The sequence below is a fragment of the Microbacterium sp. NPDC090225 genome (genome assembly GCF_044772365.1).
GTDB lineage: Bacteria > Actinomycetota > Actinomycetes > Actinomycetales > Microbacteriaceae > Microbacterium.
In genome coordinates this window covers 1,721,551-1,737,565 of sequence record NZ_JBIVYS010000001.1, presented here as the reverse complement: position 1 = coordinate 1,737,565, position 16,015 = coordinate 1,721,551, and the positions used below count along the sequence as shown (strand labels likewise).

The 16,015-nt window shown below is 68.8% G+C and carries 11 protein-coding genes and 1 pseudogene; 9 read left to right on the top strand and 3 right to left on the bottom strand.

Annotation, left to right across the window (positions count from 1 at the left end; genetic code table 11):
* Nucleotides 1-87 precede the first annotated feature (87 nt).
* From ACIQTT_RS08225 to ACIQTT_RS08210, 4 genes are read left to right on the top strand one after another with little or no spacing between them, the layout of a single operon-like run.
* On the top strand, nt 88-1,278 hold the full coding sequence (locus ACIQTT_RS08225) for a sensor histidine kinase (protein ID WP_402788418.1): 1,191 nt from the start codon (nt 88-90) through the stop codon (nt 1,276-1,278).
* Nucleotides 1,275-1,994, top strand: a complete 720-nt coding sequence (locus ACIQTT_RS08220) for a LytR/AlgR family response regulator transcription factor (protein WP_402788416.1) — start codon at nt 1,275-1,277, stop codon at nt 1,992-1,994. The genes ACIQTT_RS08225 and ACIQTT_RS08220 overlap by 4 nt, the downstream gene beginning before the upstream one ends.
* Complete coding sequence (locus ACIQTT_RS08215) at nt 1,991-2,365, top strand: heavy metal transporter (protein ID WP_402788414.1); 375 nt, start codon at nt 1,991-1,993, stop codon at nt 2,363-2,365. Before ACIQTT_RS08220 ends, ACIQTT_RS08215 begins: the two co-directional genes overlap by 4 nt.
* Nucleotides 2,362-3,819, top strand: coding sequence for a cation acetate symporter (locus ACIQTT_RS08210; RefSeq protein ID WP_402788413.1), 1,458 nt, complete (start codon nt 2,362-2,364; stop codon nt 3,817-3,819). The genes ACIQTT_RS08215 and ACIQTT_RS08210 overlap by 4 nt, the downstream gene beginning before the upstream one ends.
* Nucleotides 3,820-3,835: 16 nt before the next feature.
* On the opposite strand, the gene ACIQTT_RS08205 is transcribed toward ACIQTT_RS08210, so the two are convergent.
* The 3 genes from ACIQTT_RS08205 to ACIQTT_RS08195 all read right to left on the bottom strand — a co-directional run bounded on the left by ACIQTT_RS08205 (nt 3,836) and on the right by ACIQTT_RS08195 (nt 5,506).
* Nucleotides 3,836-4,753: a pirin family protein gene (locus ACIQTT_RS08205; protein ID WP_402788411.1), complete on the bottom strand. Its 918-nt coding sequence runs from the start codon at nt 4,751-4,753 to the stop codon at nt 3,836-3,838.
* On the bottom strand, nt 4,750-5,052 hold the full coding sequence (locus ACIQTT_RS08200; RefSeq protein WP_402788409.1) for a GNAT family N-acetyltransferase: 303 nt from the start codon (nt 5,050-5,052) through the stop codon (nt 4,750-4,752). The genes ACIQTT_RS08205 and ACIQTT_RS08200 overlap by 4 nt, the downstream gene beginning before the upstream one ends.
* Before the next feature lie 118 nt (nt 5,053-5,170).
* Nucleotides 5,171-5,506: a hypothetical protein gene (locus tag ACIQTT_RS08195; protein WP_402791204.1), complete on the bottom strand. Its 336-nt coding sequence runs from the start codon at nt 5,504-5,506 to the stop codon at nt 5,171-5,173.
* Between ACIQTT_RS08195 and ACIQTT_RS08190 the strand changes: the two are divergent.
* From ACIQTT_RS08190 to ACIQTT_RS08170, 5 genes and pseudogenes are all read left to right on the top strand, one after another.
* Nucleotides 5,445-6,512 (top strand): annotated as a pseudogene (locus ACIQTT_RS08190) (YhcG family protein); the annotation flags it as partial. The gene ACIQTT_RS08195 and the pseudogene ACIQTT_RS08190 sit on opposite strands and share 62 nt — an antisense overlap.
* Before the next feature lie 236 nt (nt 6,513-6,748).
* A complete protein-coding gene (recQ, locus tag ACIQTT_RS08185; protein WP_402788407.1) occupies nt 6,749-8,800 on the top strand; it encodes a DNA helicase RecQ in 2,052 nt (683 codons plus the stop codon).
* Between the two features lie 309 nt (nt 8,801-9,109).
* Nucleotides 9,110-14,050: a choice-of-anchor G family protein gene (locus ACIQTT_RS08180; protein WP_402788405.1), complete on the top strand. Its 4,941-nt coding sequence runs from the start codon at nt 9,110-9,112 to the stop codon at nt 14,048-14,050.
* 82 nt (nt 14,051-14,132) lie between these two features.
* Nucleotides 14,133-14,945 carry a DUF5819 family protein gene (locus ACIQTT_RS08175; RefSeq protein ID WP_402788403.1) on the top strand — a complete coding sequence of 271 codons (813 nt, stop codon included), beginning with the start codon at nt 14,133-14,135 and terminating at the stop codon, nt 14,943-14,945.
* Nucleotides 14,942-16,012: an HTTM domain-containing protein gene (locus ACIQTT_RS08170; protein ID WP_402788401.1), complete on the top strand. Its 1,071-nt coding sequence runs from the start codon at nt 14,942-14,944 to the stop codon at nt 16,010-16,012. Before ACIQTT_RS08175 ends, ACIQTT_RS08170 begins: the two co-directional genes overlap by 4 nt.
* Nucleotides 16,013-16,015: the final 3 nt, after the last annotated feature.

Below are 16,015 nucleotides of genomic sequence, written 5' to 3'. Positions count from 1 at the left end.
CCTTCGACAAGCTCAGGGACCCACAAGGGCTGGGTCGCTGAGCCTGTCGAAGCGTCCCCCACGAGGCACCCTGCCTAGGCTGATCCCATGACCGACGTCGTTCTCGCCGCCGTGCTGGGCGTGCTCGGCGGCATCGCGCTGACGGTGCTGCTGCTGCTCGCGCGGCGTCTCGCGCGCGGCGCGGCCGATCTCGGCAGCGAGGGCGAGCAGGCGGCTCTGCGGGCGCTACATCACGCGAGTCTCGCCGCTCCGCATCTGCGCGCGGGGCTCTCGGCGCCGGAGGTTGTGAAGGCCGCTCGGCACCTGCGCGTGCTGCTCGGCAGCGCCGCGGTCGCGATCGTCGCCGACGACGACACCGTCTCCTTCGACGGCGCGACCGACGGGCTCGACGCCGCGGCCGTGCGGATCGCGACGCGCGTACGCGAATCGGGCCGCCGACAGGTCTTCCCCTCGCAGGCCGCCGACGACCATCTCGAGGGCGTCGGAGCGCCGATCGTCGTCGACGGCCACGTGATCGGCGTTGTCGTCGCATTCGCCGCCCCGGTGCGGGCGGCGCTGGTGCGCGCTGCGGAAGAGGTCGCCGACTGGTGCGCGGCACAGGTCGAGCTGGGCGGACTCGACGCCTCGCGCACCCAGCTCGCCGAGGCCGAGCTGCGCTCGCTGCGCGCTCAGATCTCGCCGCACTTCATCTACAACGCCCTCACGGCGATCGCCTCCTTCATCACGACCGACCCCGCCCGCGCCCGCGAACTCGTGCTCGAGTTCGCCGACTTCACTCGTTATTCATTCCGGCGACAGGGCGAGTTCACGACCGTGGCCGATGAGCTCGAAAGCATCCGTTCCTATCTCGAGCTCGAGCGCGCCCGATTCGGCGAGCGCCTGCGCGTGACGCTGCAGATCGCCCCCGAGACGCTCGCGACGGTGATCCCGTTCCTCTCGGTGCAGCCGCTCGTCGAGAACGCGGTGCGGCACGGGCTCGAACCGGGCGAGGGAGGGGGAGAGATCCGGATCGTGTCGCGCGACGAGGGCACGCACACCGAGATCACGGTGGAGGACGACGGCATCGGCATGGACCCGGATGCTCTGCGCTCCACCCTCACGGCGGCCGACGACGGCCTGCACGTGGGGCTGCGCAACGTCGATACGCGTCTGCGCCAGCTCTACGGCGCGGACGGCGGTCTGGTCGTCGAGACGAACACGGGCGCGGGTACCCTGGTGCGCATGCGGGTGCCCAAGTCGCAGCCGCTGAACGACCCCGACAACGAGGTGCGGCCATGATCGACGTGCTCGTCGCCGACGACGAGAGACCGGCGCTCGACGAACTCGTGCACCTGCTGCGCACCGATGAGCGCATCGGCGACATCCTCACCGCCACGACGGGTGCTGACGCTCTGCGGCAGCTGTCCCAACGCGCGGTGCGCATCGCCTTTCTCGACATCCATATGCCCGGGCTGCTCGGCACCGAACTCGCGCGCGGACTGCTCTCGCTCGCCGAACCGCCCGCCGTGGTGTTCGTCACGGCCGACGACGCCCGCGCCGTCGAGGCGTTCGAACTGCGCGCGGCCGACTACCTGCTCAAGCCCGTGCGCGCGGCCCGTCTGCGGCAGGCCGTCGATCGGGTGATCGAGCGCGGCGACGCACCCTCGGCGGGCGACGACGAGGTGCTGCCCGTCTCGATCGGCTCGGCGGTGCGTTTCGTGCGTCGCAGTGACATCCGCTGGGTGCAGGCGCAGGGCGACTACTCGCGGCTGCACGCCGACGGCGATGCCGGGCATCTCGTGCGCATCCCGATCTCCGAACTCGAGGCGCGATGGGCGGGTGCCGGATTCCTGCGCATCCATCGCTCGACACTGGTTCGGTCATCCGCCGTCACCGAGGCCCGGCTCTCCGGCACCGATCCGTCGGTGTCGGTGGGCGAGATCGTGCTGCCGGTGAGCAGGCGTCTGGTGCCGACCGTGCGCGAAGCGCTGGTGCGCAGCGAGGGGATGCCGTGACCGAGGCGCCGAAGCGGGTCAAGGTGACAGCGGATGCCGTGCCGCGCCGCCCGACCACGGCGACGCGCGGGATCGCTCTGCCGGGCTCCCCGGTCGACGAAGCGGATGCCGTGTACGCGCGCGCCCTGATGCGCAGCCAGTTCCGACTCGCTCTCGGCACGATCGCCGGGTTCGTGCTCGTCGTGCTGGCGATGGCGCTCACGATCGCGCTGATCCCCGAGATCGACCGGATCGTGCTGTGGGGGCTGCCGCTGTCGTGGCTGCTGCAGGCGTTCGCGTTCTACCCGGTGATCCTCGTGTTCGCGCTGCTCTACGTGCGCACCGCCGCGCGCAACGAGCGCCGGTACCGGGCGCTGCGGGACCGCGAGTGAACGCGGTCCTCGATCTCATCGGGGTCGCGCTCGTGGTCGTCGCGACGCTGCTGATCGGCGTCTACGGTCTGCGGATCTCGCGTACCACGAGCGACTTCTTCGTCGCCTCGCGCACCGTGCGCCCGGTGTGGAACGCCTCGGCGATCAGCGGCGAGTACCTCTCGGCGGGCACCTTCCTCGGGCTCTCGGGGCTCGTGCTGCTCGACGGGGCGCGCGGGTTCTGGTTCCCGATCGGCTACGCGGCGGGGTATCTGCTGGTGCTCGCGTTCGTCGCCGCACCCCTGCGCCGCAGCGGGGCGTACACGATCCCCGACTTCGTCGAAGCTCGGCTGGAGTCGACCGCGGCGCGACGGGTGACGAGTGCGGCGGTGCTCATCATCGGATGGCTGTACATCGTGCCGCAGCTGCACGGGGCGGGCATCACGCTCGTCGTCGTCGCGGGGCTACCCGAGTGGGTGGGCGCCGTGACCGTGGCGGTGCTGGTCGCCGCGGCCGTCGCGGCGGGAGGCATGCGCGCGATCACCTACGTGCAGGCGTTCCAGTACTGGCTCAAACTCACGGCACTGCTGGTGCCGGTCATCCTCATCGCCTTCGCGCTGAGCGGCGGGCCGCACGACTTCGACCCCGCGCTCGTGTTCCCCGCCGAGGCCGGTCCCTCGGGATTCGACGCGTATGAGACGGCATCCCTCCTGCTCGCTCTGCTCCTGGGCACGATGGGCCTGCCGCACGTGCTCGTGCGCTTCTACACGAGCCCGACCGGGGTCTCGGCGCGGCGCACGACCGTGATCGTGATCGCGATGGTGAGCGCGTTCTACGCGGTCTCGAGCGGCATGGGGCTGCTGGCGCGCATCGCCGCCCCCGACCTCGCGGTGCCGGGCCTCGCCGACACCGTCGTGCTGCAGCTGCCGTCGCGGGTGTTCCCCGGCATCATGGGCGAGCTGCTGACGGCCCTCATCGTCGCCGGGGCTTTCGCGGCGTTCCTCGCGACGTCGGCGGGGCTCGTCGTGTCGCTCGCCGGGGTGATCAGCCAGGACGTCTTCTCGGGTTCGGTGCGCTCGTTCCGCGTCTCGGCGCTGCTGTGCGCGCTGGTGCCGCTCGCGATCGCGCTGCTCACGGTGCCGGCGGGGCTGGTCGCGAGCGTCGGCGTGGTGTTCGTCGTCGCGGCATCCACCCTGTCGCCGGTCGTGCTGCTGGGCGTCTGGTGGCGCGGGCTCACCGCGCGTGGGGCCGTGGCCGGGATGGTGAGCGGCGGGGTCGCGTGCGGGCTGGCGCTGCTCGTGCATGCGGCGATCGACGGTGTCGGAATCGCCGCACCGTATCTCGCGCAGCCCGCGGCCTGGACGATTCCGCTCGCCGTCGCGGTCACGGTCGTGGTGTCGGTGCTCGATCCGCGCGGCCCCTCGCCCCGTACCGATCGCTTCCTCGCCCGGGTGCACACCCCCGAGCGCGGGTGACGGGTCGCAGCGGCCGTCAGAGCTTGCGGCTGCGGGGCATCAGGCGCACGGGCGGCAACGGCGGCGCCGGGATGCGCACGTCGTGCCCCTCGACCTCGCCGAAGCGGGCGGATGCCGCCTCCCACTCCTCGCGCGCCTCGGCGATCTCGTCGTGCGAGCGGCCCGCGAAGTTCCACCACATGACGATCTCGTCTTCGAAGGGCTCGCCGCCGAGCACGAACAGCAGGGCGCCCTCTGTGCTCTCGACCGTGACGGTGTCGCGGGAGTCGCCCAGATAGAGGGTGTCGTTGAGCGAGAGCGGATGCTCCGCCACCTGCGCATCGCCCTCGACGAGCATCACGGCGTGCTCCCAGTCGGGGTGCAACGGCAGTCGCACGCGGGTTCCCGCGGGCACGACGATCTCGGCGCCGATGATCGGGGTGTGCACGGTCGCCGGTGAACGGACGCCGGCGAACTCGCCGAGAACGACGGTGGCCGAGGCATCCGCTCCCTGTTCGGCGGGCAGGGCGAGCCCCGGCAGCGACGTGTGCCGCTCGAAGCCGGCGGCTCCGTGCCGCGCGGACTCCGGCAGCACCACCCAGAACTGCAGGGCGTCGAGGGGGATCGGCTCGTCGCCGATCGAGTACTCGGAGTGCGAGATGCCGTTGCCCGCCGTCATGAGGTTGAGCTGGCCGCGGCGAAGATCGGCATCGCTGCCGAGCGAGTCGCGGTGGCGGATCTCGCCGACGAGCGGCCAGGTCACGGTCTGCAGGCCGATGTGCGGGTGCGGTTCGACACGCATGCGGGTGTCGGCGGGACCGAAGCGGTCGAGGAAGCACCAGGCACCGATGGTCGGCAGGTTGCGGTGCGGCAGCGCCCGCAGCACGTTCATACCCCGCACCCCGCCGAGGGGAACCTCCCGGGGCTCGAGGATGACGCGCCGCTCGCCGATCATTCGCCCGGTCGCTTCGGCCAGCGGATCTCGGCGCCCGGGATCTCGTGCGTCTCCAGATAGGAAGCGATGTAGGGGCACAGCGGAACGATCGCGGCGCCGCTCGCCGCGGCATCCGTCAGGGCGGCCTTCGCGAGCTTGCCCGCCAGCCCCTGCCCCTGGAACGCGGGGTCGATCTCGGTGTGCGTGAACCGGATCCGACCGTGCTTCGTCTCGAACGCGGCGAAGCCGGCGAGCAGGTCTCCGGTGCGGATCTCGTAGCGCGAGGCGTCGTCGTTGCGGGTGACGGTGATGTCGGTCATCGGATGCTCCTTCGGGCGTCTGGTTCAAACCTACGCCCGCGCGGGGGAGTGCGGTCCTCCCGGTGAGGGGTCACAACACGCCGCGCGCCCCGCGGCCAAGGCGGCGTGTTCTGACCCCTCAGGGTGTGGGGATGGCGATGCGGATCACGAGGTAGGCGATGAGACCGCCGACGGCCAACAGAAGAATGCCTCCCGCGGGTATCCACCACGTGCGTTCCCAGCGTTTCGCGCGCAGAACATAGACAGGCATCACCGCCGCGAACAGGATGCCGTCGAAGGCGAAGAAGGTGAGGGTCGTCCACCAGGTCGTCGTGCTCTCGCATGTCTCGCCGCACCCCGCGGCGCCGAGGTGCAGCGCGAACAAGTAACACGGGAGCAGCAGAGACATCGCAATGAAGATCGTCACCAGGGCGAGCCCGACATCGGCCTCGTCGATCCATCGTCGTCGTGCCATCACGCCGTCCAACGTAGAGGTTTCTGTGCAGGAAAAGTGGGCGTGCAGCAGAGTTGTGGATAACCGCTCCGGTGTCGGTGGCCGTCAGCAGGATCGCCTCATGACGATGACGCACGACATGGCTCCCGACGACTACCTCACCACGCTCGAAGATCTCAAGACGCACGTGCGGCAGGCGCGGGTAAGGGCTCAGCGCGTGGCGAACACGGAGCTTCTGATGCTCTGGTGGCGGATCGGTAGAACGATCCAGCAGCGTCTTGCTACAGAAGTATGGGGATCTGCGGTACTCTCGCGACTCGCGGCGGACCTGCGGGCGGCGTTCCCGGGTATGACCGGGTTTTCTCCAGCGAATCTGCGCTACATGCGCCGCTTCGCCATGGCTTGGCCCGCTCCCAATTCAATTCGCCAACAAGCCGTTGGCGAATTGCCCTGGAGCCATGTCATCCAGCTTCTCGACAAGGTCGACGACCAGGGCCTGCGCGACTGGTACGCAGCGAAGGATGCACACCACGGGTGGAGTCGAGCTGTGCTCGCGCACCAGATCACCACTCGCCTGCACGAGCGCGAGGCGGCGGCGCCCACGAACTTCGAGGGTGCGCTCGATCGGGACGATTCGGACCAGGCGCGCGAGATCACGAAGGATCCGTACGCGTTACAGTTCCTCGCGATCGATGGCAACGCATCGGAACGGGAGCTCGAGCAACGGCTGGTCGATCGCATTCTCGACACGATGCGCGAGCTCGGCCCGGGGTTCGCGTTCGTCGGTCGGCAGGTGCACTTCGACATCGATGGTGACGATTTCTTCGTAGACCTGTTGTTCTTCCACATCGAGCAACTGCGGTACGTCGTGATCGAGCTCAACACGACGAGGTTCACGCCTGCGGATGCCGGGCAACTGGGGTTCTACGTCAGTGTCGTCGACGATCGGCTCCGCGTTCCGGAGAAGCATCTCCCCACGGTTGGCATCCTGCTGGTCGCGGGGAAGAACGATACGGTCGTGCGATACGCCCTCGCGTCGACGAGCCAGCCGGTCGCCGTCAGTAGATACGAGCTCGCGGAGGAGGAACAACGGGCGCTTCCCGATGAGGAAGCCATGAGCGCGACATCCGACTCGTCCAGCCGTGTGCGTCTCGTCATCACGTCGTTGTGCGGATCTCCTCCGCTGCGGTGCGACCGCGACCCACGTGACCGACCTGTGGAGAGCACTGGGCCGGCGTCGGCGGGGGTCGTTACGCTGGAGGGATGCCGCAGACTCCCCGTGACCCGTACGCGGATCTGCCGTACGCCGACGAGCCCTACGACGACGGGTGGGAGCCCAGCGCCCCGCCCGAGCCGATGGATTGGGAGCCGCAGGGCGCCGGTTTCGAGCCGCCGCTCGACTGGGGCCCCGGCCCCACGACCCCGGTCTCCCCGGCATCCGTGCCTCGCCCGAACAGCGCCCCCATCACCCGCCGTGCCACGCCGAGCCGCTATACGACCGCACGCGAAGCGCTGCACACGGTCTTCGGCTACGACGATTTCCGCGGCGACCAGGCCGCGATCGTCGATCAGGTGATCGCCGGCGGCGACGCGGTGGTGCTGATGCCGACGGGGGGCGGTAAGAGCATCACGTACCAGGTACCCGCACTCGTGCGCGAGGGCACCGGACTCGTCGTGAGCCCGCTCATCGCGCTCATGCACGACCAGGTCGACGCGCTACGCGCCAACGGCGTCAACGCCGCCTACCTCAACTCCACCCAGTCGCCGCAGGAGCGTGCCGAGGTCGAGCGCTCCTACATCGCGGGTGAGCTCGACGTCATCTACGTCGCCCCCGAGCGTCTGTCGAACGCGCAGACCACGGCGCTCCTGCAGCGCGGCACCCTCAGCGTGATCGCGATCGACGAGGCGCACTGCGTGTCGCAGTGGGGGCACGACTTCCGCCCCGACTACCTCGCGCTGGGCGACCTGGGCGAGCGGTTCCCCGGGGTGCCCCGCATGGCCCTCACGGCCACCGCCACACGCGCCACGCACCAGGAGATCACCGAGCGCCTTCAGCTCAGCACCGCGCAGCACTTCGTCGCCAGCTTCGATCGGCCGAACATCCAGTACCGGATCGTGCCGAAGGTCGACCCGCGCAAGCAGCTCGTCTCCTTCATCAGGTCGCAGGAGTCCGCCGAGGGCGCGGCCACCGGTCCCGCCGGAATCGTCTACGCGCTCAGCCGCAAGTCGGTCGAGCAGACCGCCACGTATCTCGCCGCGCAGGGCCTCCTTGCACTGCCGTACCACGCGGGGCTCCCCGCCGAGGTGCGCGCCGCCAATCAGTCGCGCTTCCTGCGCGAAGACGGCGTGATCATGGTGGCCACGATCGCTTTCGGCATGGGTATCGACAAGCCCGATGTGCGCTTCGTCGCCCACATCGACCTGCCCAAGTCGGTCGAGGGGTACTACCAGGAGACGGGTCGAGCGGGGCGCGACGGTGAGCCGTCGGTCGCGTGGATGGCCTACGGCCTGGGCGATGTCGTGCAGCAGCGTCGCCTGATCGATCAGAGCCCCGGCGACCGCACCTTCAAGATGCGCATGGGACAGCACCTCGACGCCATGCTCGCCCTGTGCGAGACCGTCGAATGCCGCCGACAGAACCTCCTCGGCTACTTCGGCCAGGAGTCGCAGCCCTGCGGCAACTGCGACACGTGCCTCGAAGACACCGAGACCTTCGACGGCCTCGTCCCCGCCCAGAAGCTGCTCTCGACGATCGTGCGCCTCAAGCGCGAACGCAACCAGGCCTTCGGCGCGGGCCACCTGATCGACATCCTGCGGGGCGCGTCGACCGAACGCATCCGTCAACAGGGACACGACAAGCTCGCCACCTACGGCATCGGGTCCGATCTCTCGGATCAGGATTGGCGCAGCGTCGTGCGCCAACTTCTGGCCCGCGGCATTCTCATGGCGCAAGGGGAATATGGAACCCTCGCGCCCGGGGAACAGGCGGCCGGAGTGCTGCGCGGAGAGACCGCGGTGCCCCTGCGTAAAGACACGATCGGGCGCGCGACGACCACGCGCGCCCGCAAGGCGACGGCCGCCGATGCGGTGGATGCCGACGATCGGCCGCTCTTCGAAGCGCTCCGAGTGTGGCGTGCAGAAACCGCTCGTGAACTGGGCAGACCTGCCTACATGGTGTTCAGTGACGCCACGCTCCGCGCACTCACGGAGCGCCGCCCGTCGAGCCTCTCCGACCTCGACGGCATCAGCGGCATCGGAGCGAAGAAGCGCGACGACTACGGCGACGCCGTGCTCTCGGTGATCGCCACCAACTGATTCCTTCCGCCAGCGTCTCCGTCGATGACACGGGGCGAAGAGGCTGTTTGGTGAGCCTTCATATTCTCGAAATGGAATTCACTGAACGCCTAGACAACCATCGAAATCTCCCGTAGAAACACTCTTACTTGCGCCTGATCGGTAAAGATGCCGGTTCCTGGGGGGGCCTAGTGACGACGAACTCAGTTCGACATCACGGGAGGGCAAATGAGCAGTACACGAAGGAGGACTCTGCCCAAAAGCAGAATCCTCGCAGTAGCAGCAATCAGTGCAGTGGTCGTCGGGAGCGTCATCGCCCCGACAGCGGCTGTGGCAGCTCCAGGGGACGAGTCTGCCTCCAGTTCGCGATTCCTCACGGGCAGTCTTCTGCTCGGCGGGCTACCGCTCGACGACGTCGTGGCGCTGCAAGGGGTGCAGACGACCAACGACGGCTCGACCGGGCAACCGAACGTCTCGACCGGGGCGCTGAACCTCACCGCGTTGAACGCGCTGAGCATCGGCATCCCGAGCGGACTCAGCGTTCCCGCGCTCTCGAACTTCCTGTCCCTCGGGGCGGTGAACCAGTACTCCGTGTCGAATCCCGACGGTTCGAGCCGCGCCGTCGCCGGCGCGGTGGCCGACAACGGCGTGGTCGATACGACCGGCACCGGGGCCTACCCGTCGAATGCATCGCTCAACCTGCAGGGCCTTCTCGGCTCGACGGTCACCGGCGTGGTCGCCGACCTCGACGTGTCGCTCGGTGCGATCAGCGCCGAGGTGGCCCTCGCGGCAGATGGAACCGTCACCCGGGACTACAACGTCGCCGGTGGCAATGTCACGCTGCAATTGCCTGCGGTGACCGGCCTGACGAACACCCTCACCGGAACCGGCGGGGTGGTCTCCACCGTCGATGCGGCGGTCAACACGCTGACCGGGCCCAATGGACTTCTGGCCGGCGCGCTCGCGGGGCTGAACGCGGCCCTCGCGCCCCTGCTCGGCAATCCCGGGCTGAACATCACCATCACGACCCAGGTGAACACGGCGATCAACACCATCCTCGATACCCCGCTGACCGACGGTGTCGTGACGGTGAACCTGCGCACCGGTGTGGTCAGCGCCAACCTCGATGCGCTGCTGACGAGCGCCGCGGGGCACGGGCTCAACAACCTCGGCGTCAACGAGGAAGTGCTCTCGGCACCCGTGCTCAATGCGCTGATCACGCGCGTCGGGACCCTGCTCAACACGGTGCCGAACCTCGTGCGTACGACGTTGACGACGACGCTCAACGCCGCGACTCTCAACATCGGTGCGGCGATCTGCCTCGTCGGAGCGGCACCGACCTGCTCCACCGGCTTCCCCGATCTGGGTACCGGTATCACCGTCAGTGTGCCGAATCAGACGCTCGCGAGCGTCGTGGCCGGCACCGCGACGGCCACGATCTCGGTGAAGGCGGTGGGACTCCCGGTCACGATTCCGGTGGCTACGCTGCTCGGTGCTCTGGCGACGCCGATCAACAACGTCCTGCTCGGAACGGGCGGTGTCGTGAACACCGTCGTGCCGACCGTGACGACGGCGGTGGGCAACATCATCACCGCGATCGCCCCGGCGGTCAGCCTGCTCAACGGCGTCGTCTCGCTCCGCGGGAACGTGCAGCCCGACAACGGCCCGATCTACAGCCAGGAGGCGTTCGTCCTCACGGTCGGCGCGATCGCCGGCGGAGGCGGGGTGGGCACGCTCGTGCTCGCTCGAGCCGAAGCAGGGCCGAACGCGCTCGCGCCTCTGCTCGAGGCGACGAGTCCGGTGAAGCCGGGGCAGCCCACCACGCTCACCTCCGGCGGATGGCCGGCGAACACGGCCGTTAGCGTCCAGCTCGAAGACGGGGACGGTACGGCGGTCGGTGCCCCGATCACCGTGACGACGAACACCGACGGAGACTTCCCGGCCGGAACGACGCTGACGGTTCCGCCCACGGCGGCAGCCGGCGACTACACGGTCACGGCATCCGCCGGTGATCAGACGGTCGAGGCGCCTCTGGTCGTCGAGGCCTACACGCCGACGGTGTCGGCGACCGGGCCGATCACGGTCGGAGAGTCCACGACGCTCACCTCGGGCGGCTGGCCCGCTGAGGCCGAGGTCGCGTTCGAACTCGAAGACCCCACCGGCGCCGCTGTCGGCACTCCGGTGACGGTCACGACCGACGAAGACGGCAACATCCCCGCCGGCACGACGCTGACGGTTCCGGCCGGCTCCGCGATCGGCGACTACACGGTCGCCGGTGAGGACGAGTTCGGGAACACGGCCGAGGGCACCGTCACGGTGCTCGCCGTTCCGGGCACGCCGCAGCTGACGGCATCCGGTCCGGTGAAGCCGGGTCAGACGACCACGATCGCATCGGGCGGGTGGCCGGCCGAGGTCGACGTCACCTTCCAGATCGAGACCGAGGACGGCGATCCCGTCGGCGACCCGGTCACGGTGACGACCGACGTCGACGGAAACATCCCCGCCGGCACGACCCTCACGGTTCCGATCTCGACCGACCCGGGCGACTACGTCGTCACGGGTGAAGCCGAGGGCGACACGGCCGAGGGGCCGCTCGTGGTTGCTCCGTGGACTCCGACGGTCGACGCATCGGGTCCGGTGAAGCCGGGTCAGACGACCGCCATCACTTCGGGTGGATGGCCGCCGGCGACGTCGGTGACGTTCCAGCTGGAAGACGCCGAGGGTGAGCCCGTCGGTGCACCCGTGACGGTCACGACGGATGCCGAGGGCAACGTTCCCGCAGGGACCGTGCTCACGGTTCCCGTCGGCACCGAGCCGGGCGACTACACGGTCGTCGGCACGGGCGTCGAAGGGATCACCGGGGAAGCGACGGTCACGGTGGAACCGTGGACGCCGACGGTCGCGGCATCCGGTCCGGTGAAGCCGGGCCAGACGACCACGATCACCTCGGGTGGGTGGCCGCCGCTGGCGAGCATCACGTTCCAGCTGCAGGATGCGGCGGGCGACCCGGTCGGTGACCCGATCACGGTCGAGGCGGATGCCGACGGCAACATTCCCGCGGACACGGTGCTGACGGTTCCCGTTGGATCCGAGCCCGGTGACTACACGGTTGTCGGTACGGATGCCGACGGCAACACGGGTGAGGGAGACGTGACGGTGGAGGCCTGGACCCCGACCGTCGAGCTTTCGGGTCCGGTGAAGCCGGGGCAGCCCACGACGATCACCTCGGGTGGGTGGCCGCCGCTGGCGGAGATCACGTTCCAGTTGGAGGATGCCGACGGCAACCCGGTCGGTGACCCGATCACGGTCTCGGCCGACGAGGACGGCAACATCCCCGCGGACACGACGCTGACGGTTCCGGCGGATGCGGATCCGGGCACGTTGACGGTGGTCGGTACGGATGCCGACGGCAACACGGGTGAGGGAGACGTGACGGTGGAGGCCTGGACCCCGACCGTCGAGCTCTCGGGTCCGGTGAAGCCGGGGCAGCCCACGACGATCACCTCGGGTGGGTGGCCGCCGCTGACCGAGGTCACGTTCCAGCTCGAAGACGAGGACGGTGACCCCGTGGGCGAGCCCGTCATCGTCACGACCGACGAGAACGGCGACGTTCCGCCCGGAACGACGATCACGGTTCCGGCCGATGCCGACCCCGGCACGTTCACGGTCGTCGGTACCGACGAGAACGGCAATACCGGTGAGGGAGACGTGACGGTGGAGGCGTTCGCGCCGACGCTCGACGTGACCAGCCCGGTCGCGCCGGGAGCTGCGACTGACATCACCTCCGATGGGTGGCCGCCGCTGACCGACGTCACGTTCCAGATCGAGGATGCCGCGGGCGACCCGGTGGGTGCTCCCGTCACCGTCGAGACCGACGAGAACGGCGTGGTGCCTGCGGGTACGCAGCTCACGGTTCCGGGAACGGCCGAGCCGGGCGACTACACGGTCGTCGGCGAGGACGCGAACGGCAACACCGCCGAGGCCGCCCTCGTGGTCGAGGCCACCGGAACCGACACCGATCCGGTGACGGACCCCGGTACCGACACGGATACCGATCCGGGTACCGACACGGACACCGGTACCGACACGGACACCGGCACGGACACGGATACGGGTACGGACACCGACACGGGTACGGACACGGATACGGGTACGGACACCGATCCGGGTACCGACACGGACACTGATCCGGGTACGGACACGGACACTGATCCGGGTACGGACACGGACACTGATCCGGGTACGGACACCGACACCGGTACGGACACCGACACGGGTACGGACACGGACACTGATCCGGGTACGGACACGGACACTGATCCGGGTACGGACACGGACACTGATCCGGGTACGGACACGGACACTGATCCGGGTACGGACACCGATACGGGTACGGACACCGACACCGGTACGGACACGGACACTGATCCGGGTACGGACACTGATCCGGGTACGGACACGGACACTGATCCGGGTACGGACACCGACACCGGTACGGACACGGACACTGATCCGGGTACGGACACGGACACTGATCCGGGTACGGACACCGATACGGGTACGGACACCGATACGGGTACGGACACCGACACGGGTACGGACACGGACACGGGTACGGACACGGACCCGGGAACCGATACCGACACGGATCCGGGCGCTGACCCCGGCACCGACACGGGTACGGACACCGATACGGGTACGGACACCGACACGGGTACGGACACGGACACGGGTACGGACACGGACACGGACACGGACCCGGGAACCGATACCGACACGGATCCGGGCGCTGACCCCGGCACCGACACGGGTACGGACACCGACACGGGTACCGACACCGGAACCGACACGGGCACGGACACCGGAACCGATCCGGGCGCCGAGCTCGGGATCACGATCCTCTACCCGGAGCGCGCACAGGGCGAGTCCCAGTCCGCGACGGGAACCGGGTTCCGGCCGGGTGAGGTGGTGACGGGCGTCATGCAGTCCGCGCCGCTCAACCTCGGCACGCAGGTCGCGAACGCGGCCGGTCAGGTGACGTTCACCTGGACGATCCCGGCCACGCAGGATCTCGGCATCCACACCGTGACGCTCACCGGAGCGGAGTCCGGATCGGTCTCCATCCAATTCCGGGTGACCCCGTCGGGTCTGGCGACCACGGGTGCGGAATCCGGACCGTCGCTGGTCTGGGGCCTGGCATTCCTGTTGGCCGGAGCGGCCCTCGCGGCCGGCGCACGCAGGAGGCGGATGTCGGTGACGTCGAAGACGTGACCGATCGCGATCGGCGGCACCCGGGATCCCCCGGCTCGGGTGCCGCCGTACGTCTCCGCAGCAGGCCGAGCAGAGGACGCAGATGACCCACACGTCGACGAGAGCGCAGCCGATTCCGAAGGCGGCGAAGGTCGCCAGCGCGGCAGCGCTCCTCCTGGCGGCGGTCCACATCGCTCTCACCGCCGTATTCAACGTCCCGTCGACGGAGGTCAAGTACGAGGCGCTGCCCGGTCGGGCGGCGGATGCCTGGATCCGGCCCTACTTCGTGCAGGACTACCGGATCTTCGCCCCCGACCCGGCCAGCGCCGACCGCAACCTCTGGGTGCGGGCCTGGGTCGAGACGCCGGACGGCGAGCGGGTCGAGACGAAGTGGGTCGACGTCACGGCCATCGAACTCGCCGAACCGTACCGTCGCGTGCTGCGCAAGCAGCTCACGGTGATCGGCGCCGAGCAGCTCATGACCTCGTTCGGCAAGCTCACCGACGCTCAGAAGGCGGTGGTCGAGGAGAACTTCCACACGAGCCCGGATCTGGCCGAACTGAACGAGGCGCTGCTCGCGGCCGACGGCGCGAACGCGGGTGATGTGCGTTCCTTCATCCGCGCCACAAACTACACGACCTCGTATGCGACGCAGGCCGCACGAGCGCTCTGGGACGACGACGGCGAGATCCTCGCCGTGCAGACCCGGTCGGTCTACAGCCCGGTGATCCGGTGGGACGACCGCAACGACCCGGATGCCGTCCGCCCCGACTCCTCTTATACGCAACTGGGCTGGCGCCCCGTGCTCGACTGGTCGCAGCAGAGCGAAGACGCGTTCGCCCGGACGTTCCTCCACTGGGCCGAGGCCGCCGGCGTCACCGGCTCGCTCACGGGCGACGAGGAGGATGCCGGATGAACGCCGTCACCCGGCTCTGGGATTCCTTGCTCCACTGGCTGCTCGATCGCCGGCACGCGACCTACGGCCTCGCCGTGATGCGCATCGGTTTCGCGGGGCTCACGATCGTCAGCATCCTGCTCTATCTGCCGGACTACTCCTATACGTTCGGCGAGGGATCGCGCTGGGGGGAGTCGCTGTACCGGCCGAGCGGGGTGAACACCTACGTCTGGCCGATCTCGATCCTGTTCTCGCGCAGCGATCCGGACTGGTTCACCTATATAAAGGTCGCCCTGCTGCTCGCGGTCGCGGTCGCCTACCTGCTGGGGTGGCGGATGCGGATCATCGCTCCGCTCTTCGTCGTGCTGTGGCTCGGCTACGCATCGACGAACCCGCTCGTACTCAACACGGGGCACTACCAGACGTTCCGCGTGATGCTCCTCTTCCTCCTGCTCGCCGACACGTCGCAGCGCTGGTCGCTCGACGCGCGCCGTCGACGGATCACCCGCGACGAGCATCCGCTCTCGTTCCGCGGCCACGTGCTGCCACGCTGGGTGCCGGTGCTGTCGAACAACGTCGCCGTGATCCTCATCGGCGCGCAGCTGTGCATCGTCTACATCACGAGCGCACTGTGGAAGCTGCAGGGATCGATGTGGACCGAGGGCATCGCCGCCTACTATCCGCTGCGTCTCGAGCAGTTCATCCTCTTCCCCTGGTTGAACGAGATCGCCTGGCACGTGACCCCGGCGATCTTCATCGCCTCGTGGCTGAGCGTCTACATGCAACTGCTGTTCCCGCTGACGCTCCTCAACCGGTGGACGCGCATCTTCGGACTGATCGCGATCACGGGCATGCACGCGGGCATCGGCATCCTGATGTCGCTGCCGTTCTTCTCTCTCGTGATGATCTTCAGCGACATGATCTTCGTGCGCGACGTCACCTGGCGCAAGGTGCAGCTCTGGGTCCTGCGCAGGTGGAAGCGGGGCCGGACTGTGAGCAACCGACAACACGCAGAGGGCACGCCCCGACAGTCCGTTGGAGAGGATGCACAGGTGACTTCGCCCGAAGTTGTCGGAGTCCTACGATAAGAG

Coding starts and splice junctions, on each gene's coding strand:
- ACIQTT_RS08225 (WP_402788418.1), top strand. CDS start 88: ATGACCGACGTCGTTCTCGCCGCCGTGCTGGGCGTGCTCGGCGGCATC.
- ACIQTT_RS08220 (WP_402788416.1), top strand. CDS start 1,275: ATGATCGACGTGCTCGTCGCCGACGACGAGAGACCGGCGCTCGACGAA.
- ACIQTT_RS08205 (WP_402788411.1), bottom strand. CDS start 4,753: ATGATCGGCGAGCGGCGCGTCATCCTCGAGCCCCGGGAGGTTCCCCTC.
- ACIQTT_RS08200 (WP_402788409.1), bottom strand. CDS start 5,052: ATGACCGACATCACCGTCACCCGCAACGACGACGCCTCGCGCTACGAG.
- ACIQTT_RS08195 (WP_402791204.1), bottom strand. CDS start 5,506: ATGGCACGACGACGATGGATCGACGAGGCCGATGTCGGGCTCGCCCTG.
- recQ (WP_402788407.1), top strand. CDS start 6,749: ATGCCGCAGACTCCCCGTGACCCGTACGCGGATCTGCCGTACGCCGAC.
- ACIQTT_RS08175 (WP_402788403.1), top strand. CDS start 14,133: ATGACCCACACGTCGACGAGAGCGCAGCCGATTCCGAAGGCGGCGAAG.
- ACIQTT_RS08170 (WP_402788401.1), top strand. CDS start 14,942: ATGAACGCCGTCACCCGGCTCTGGGATTCCTTGCTCCACTGGCTGCTC.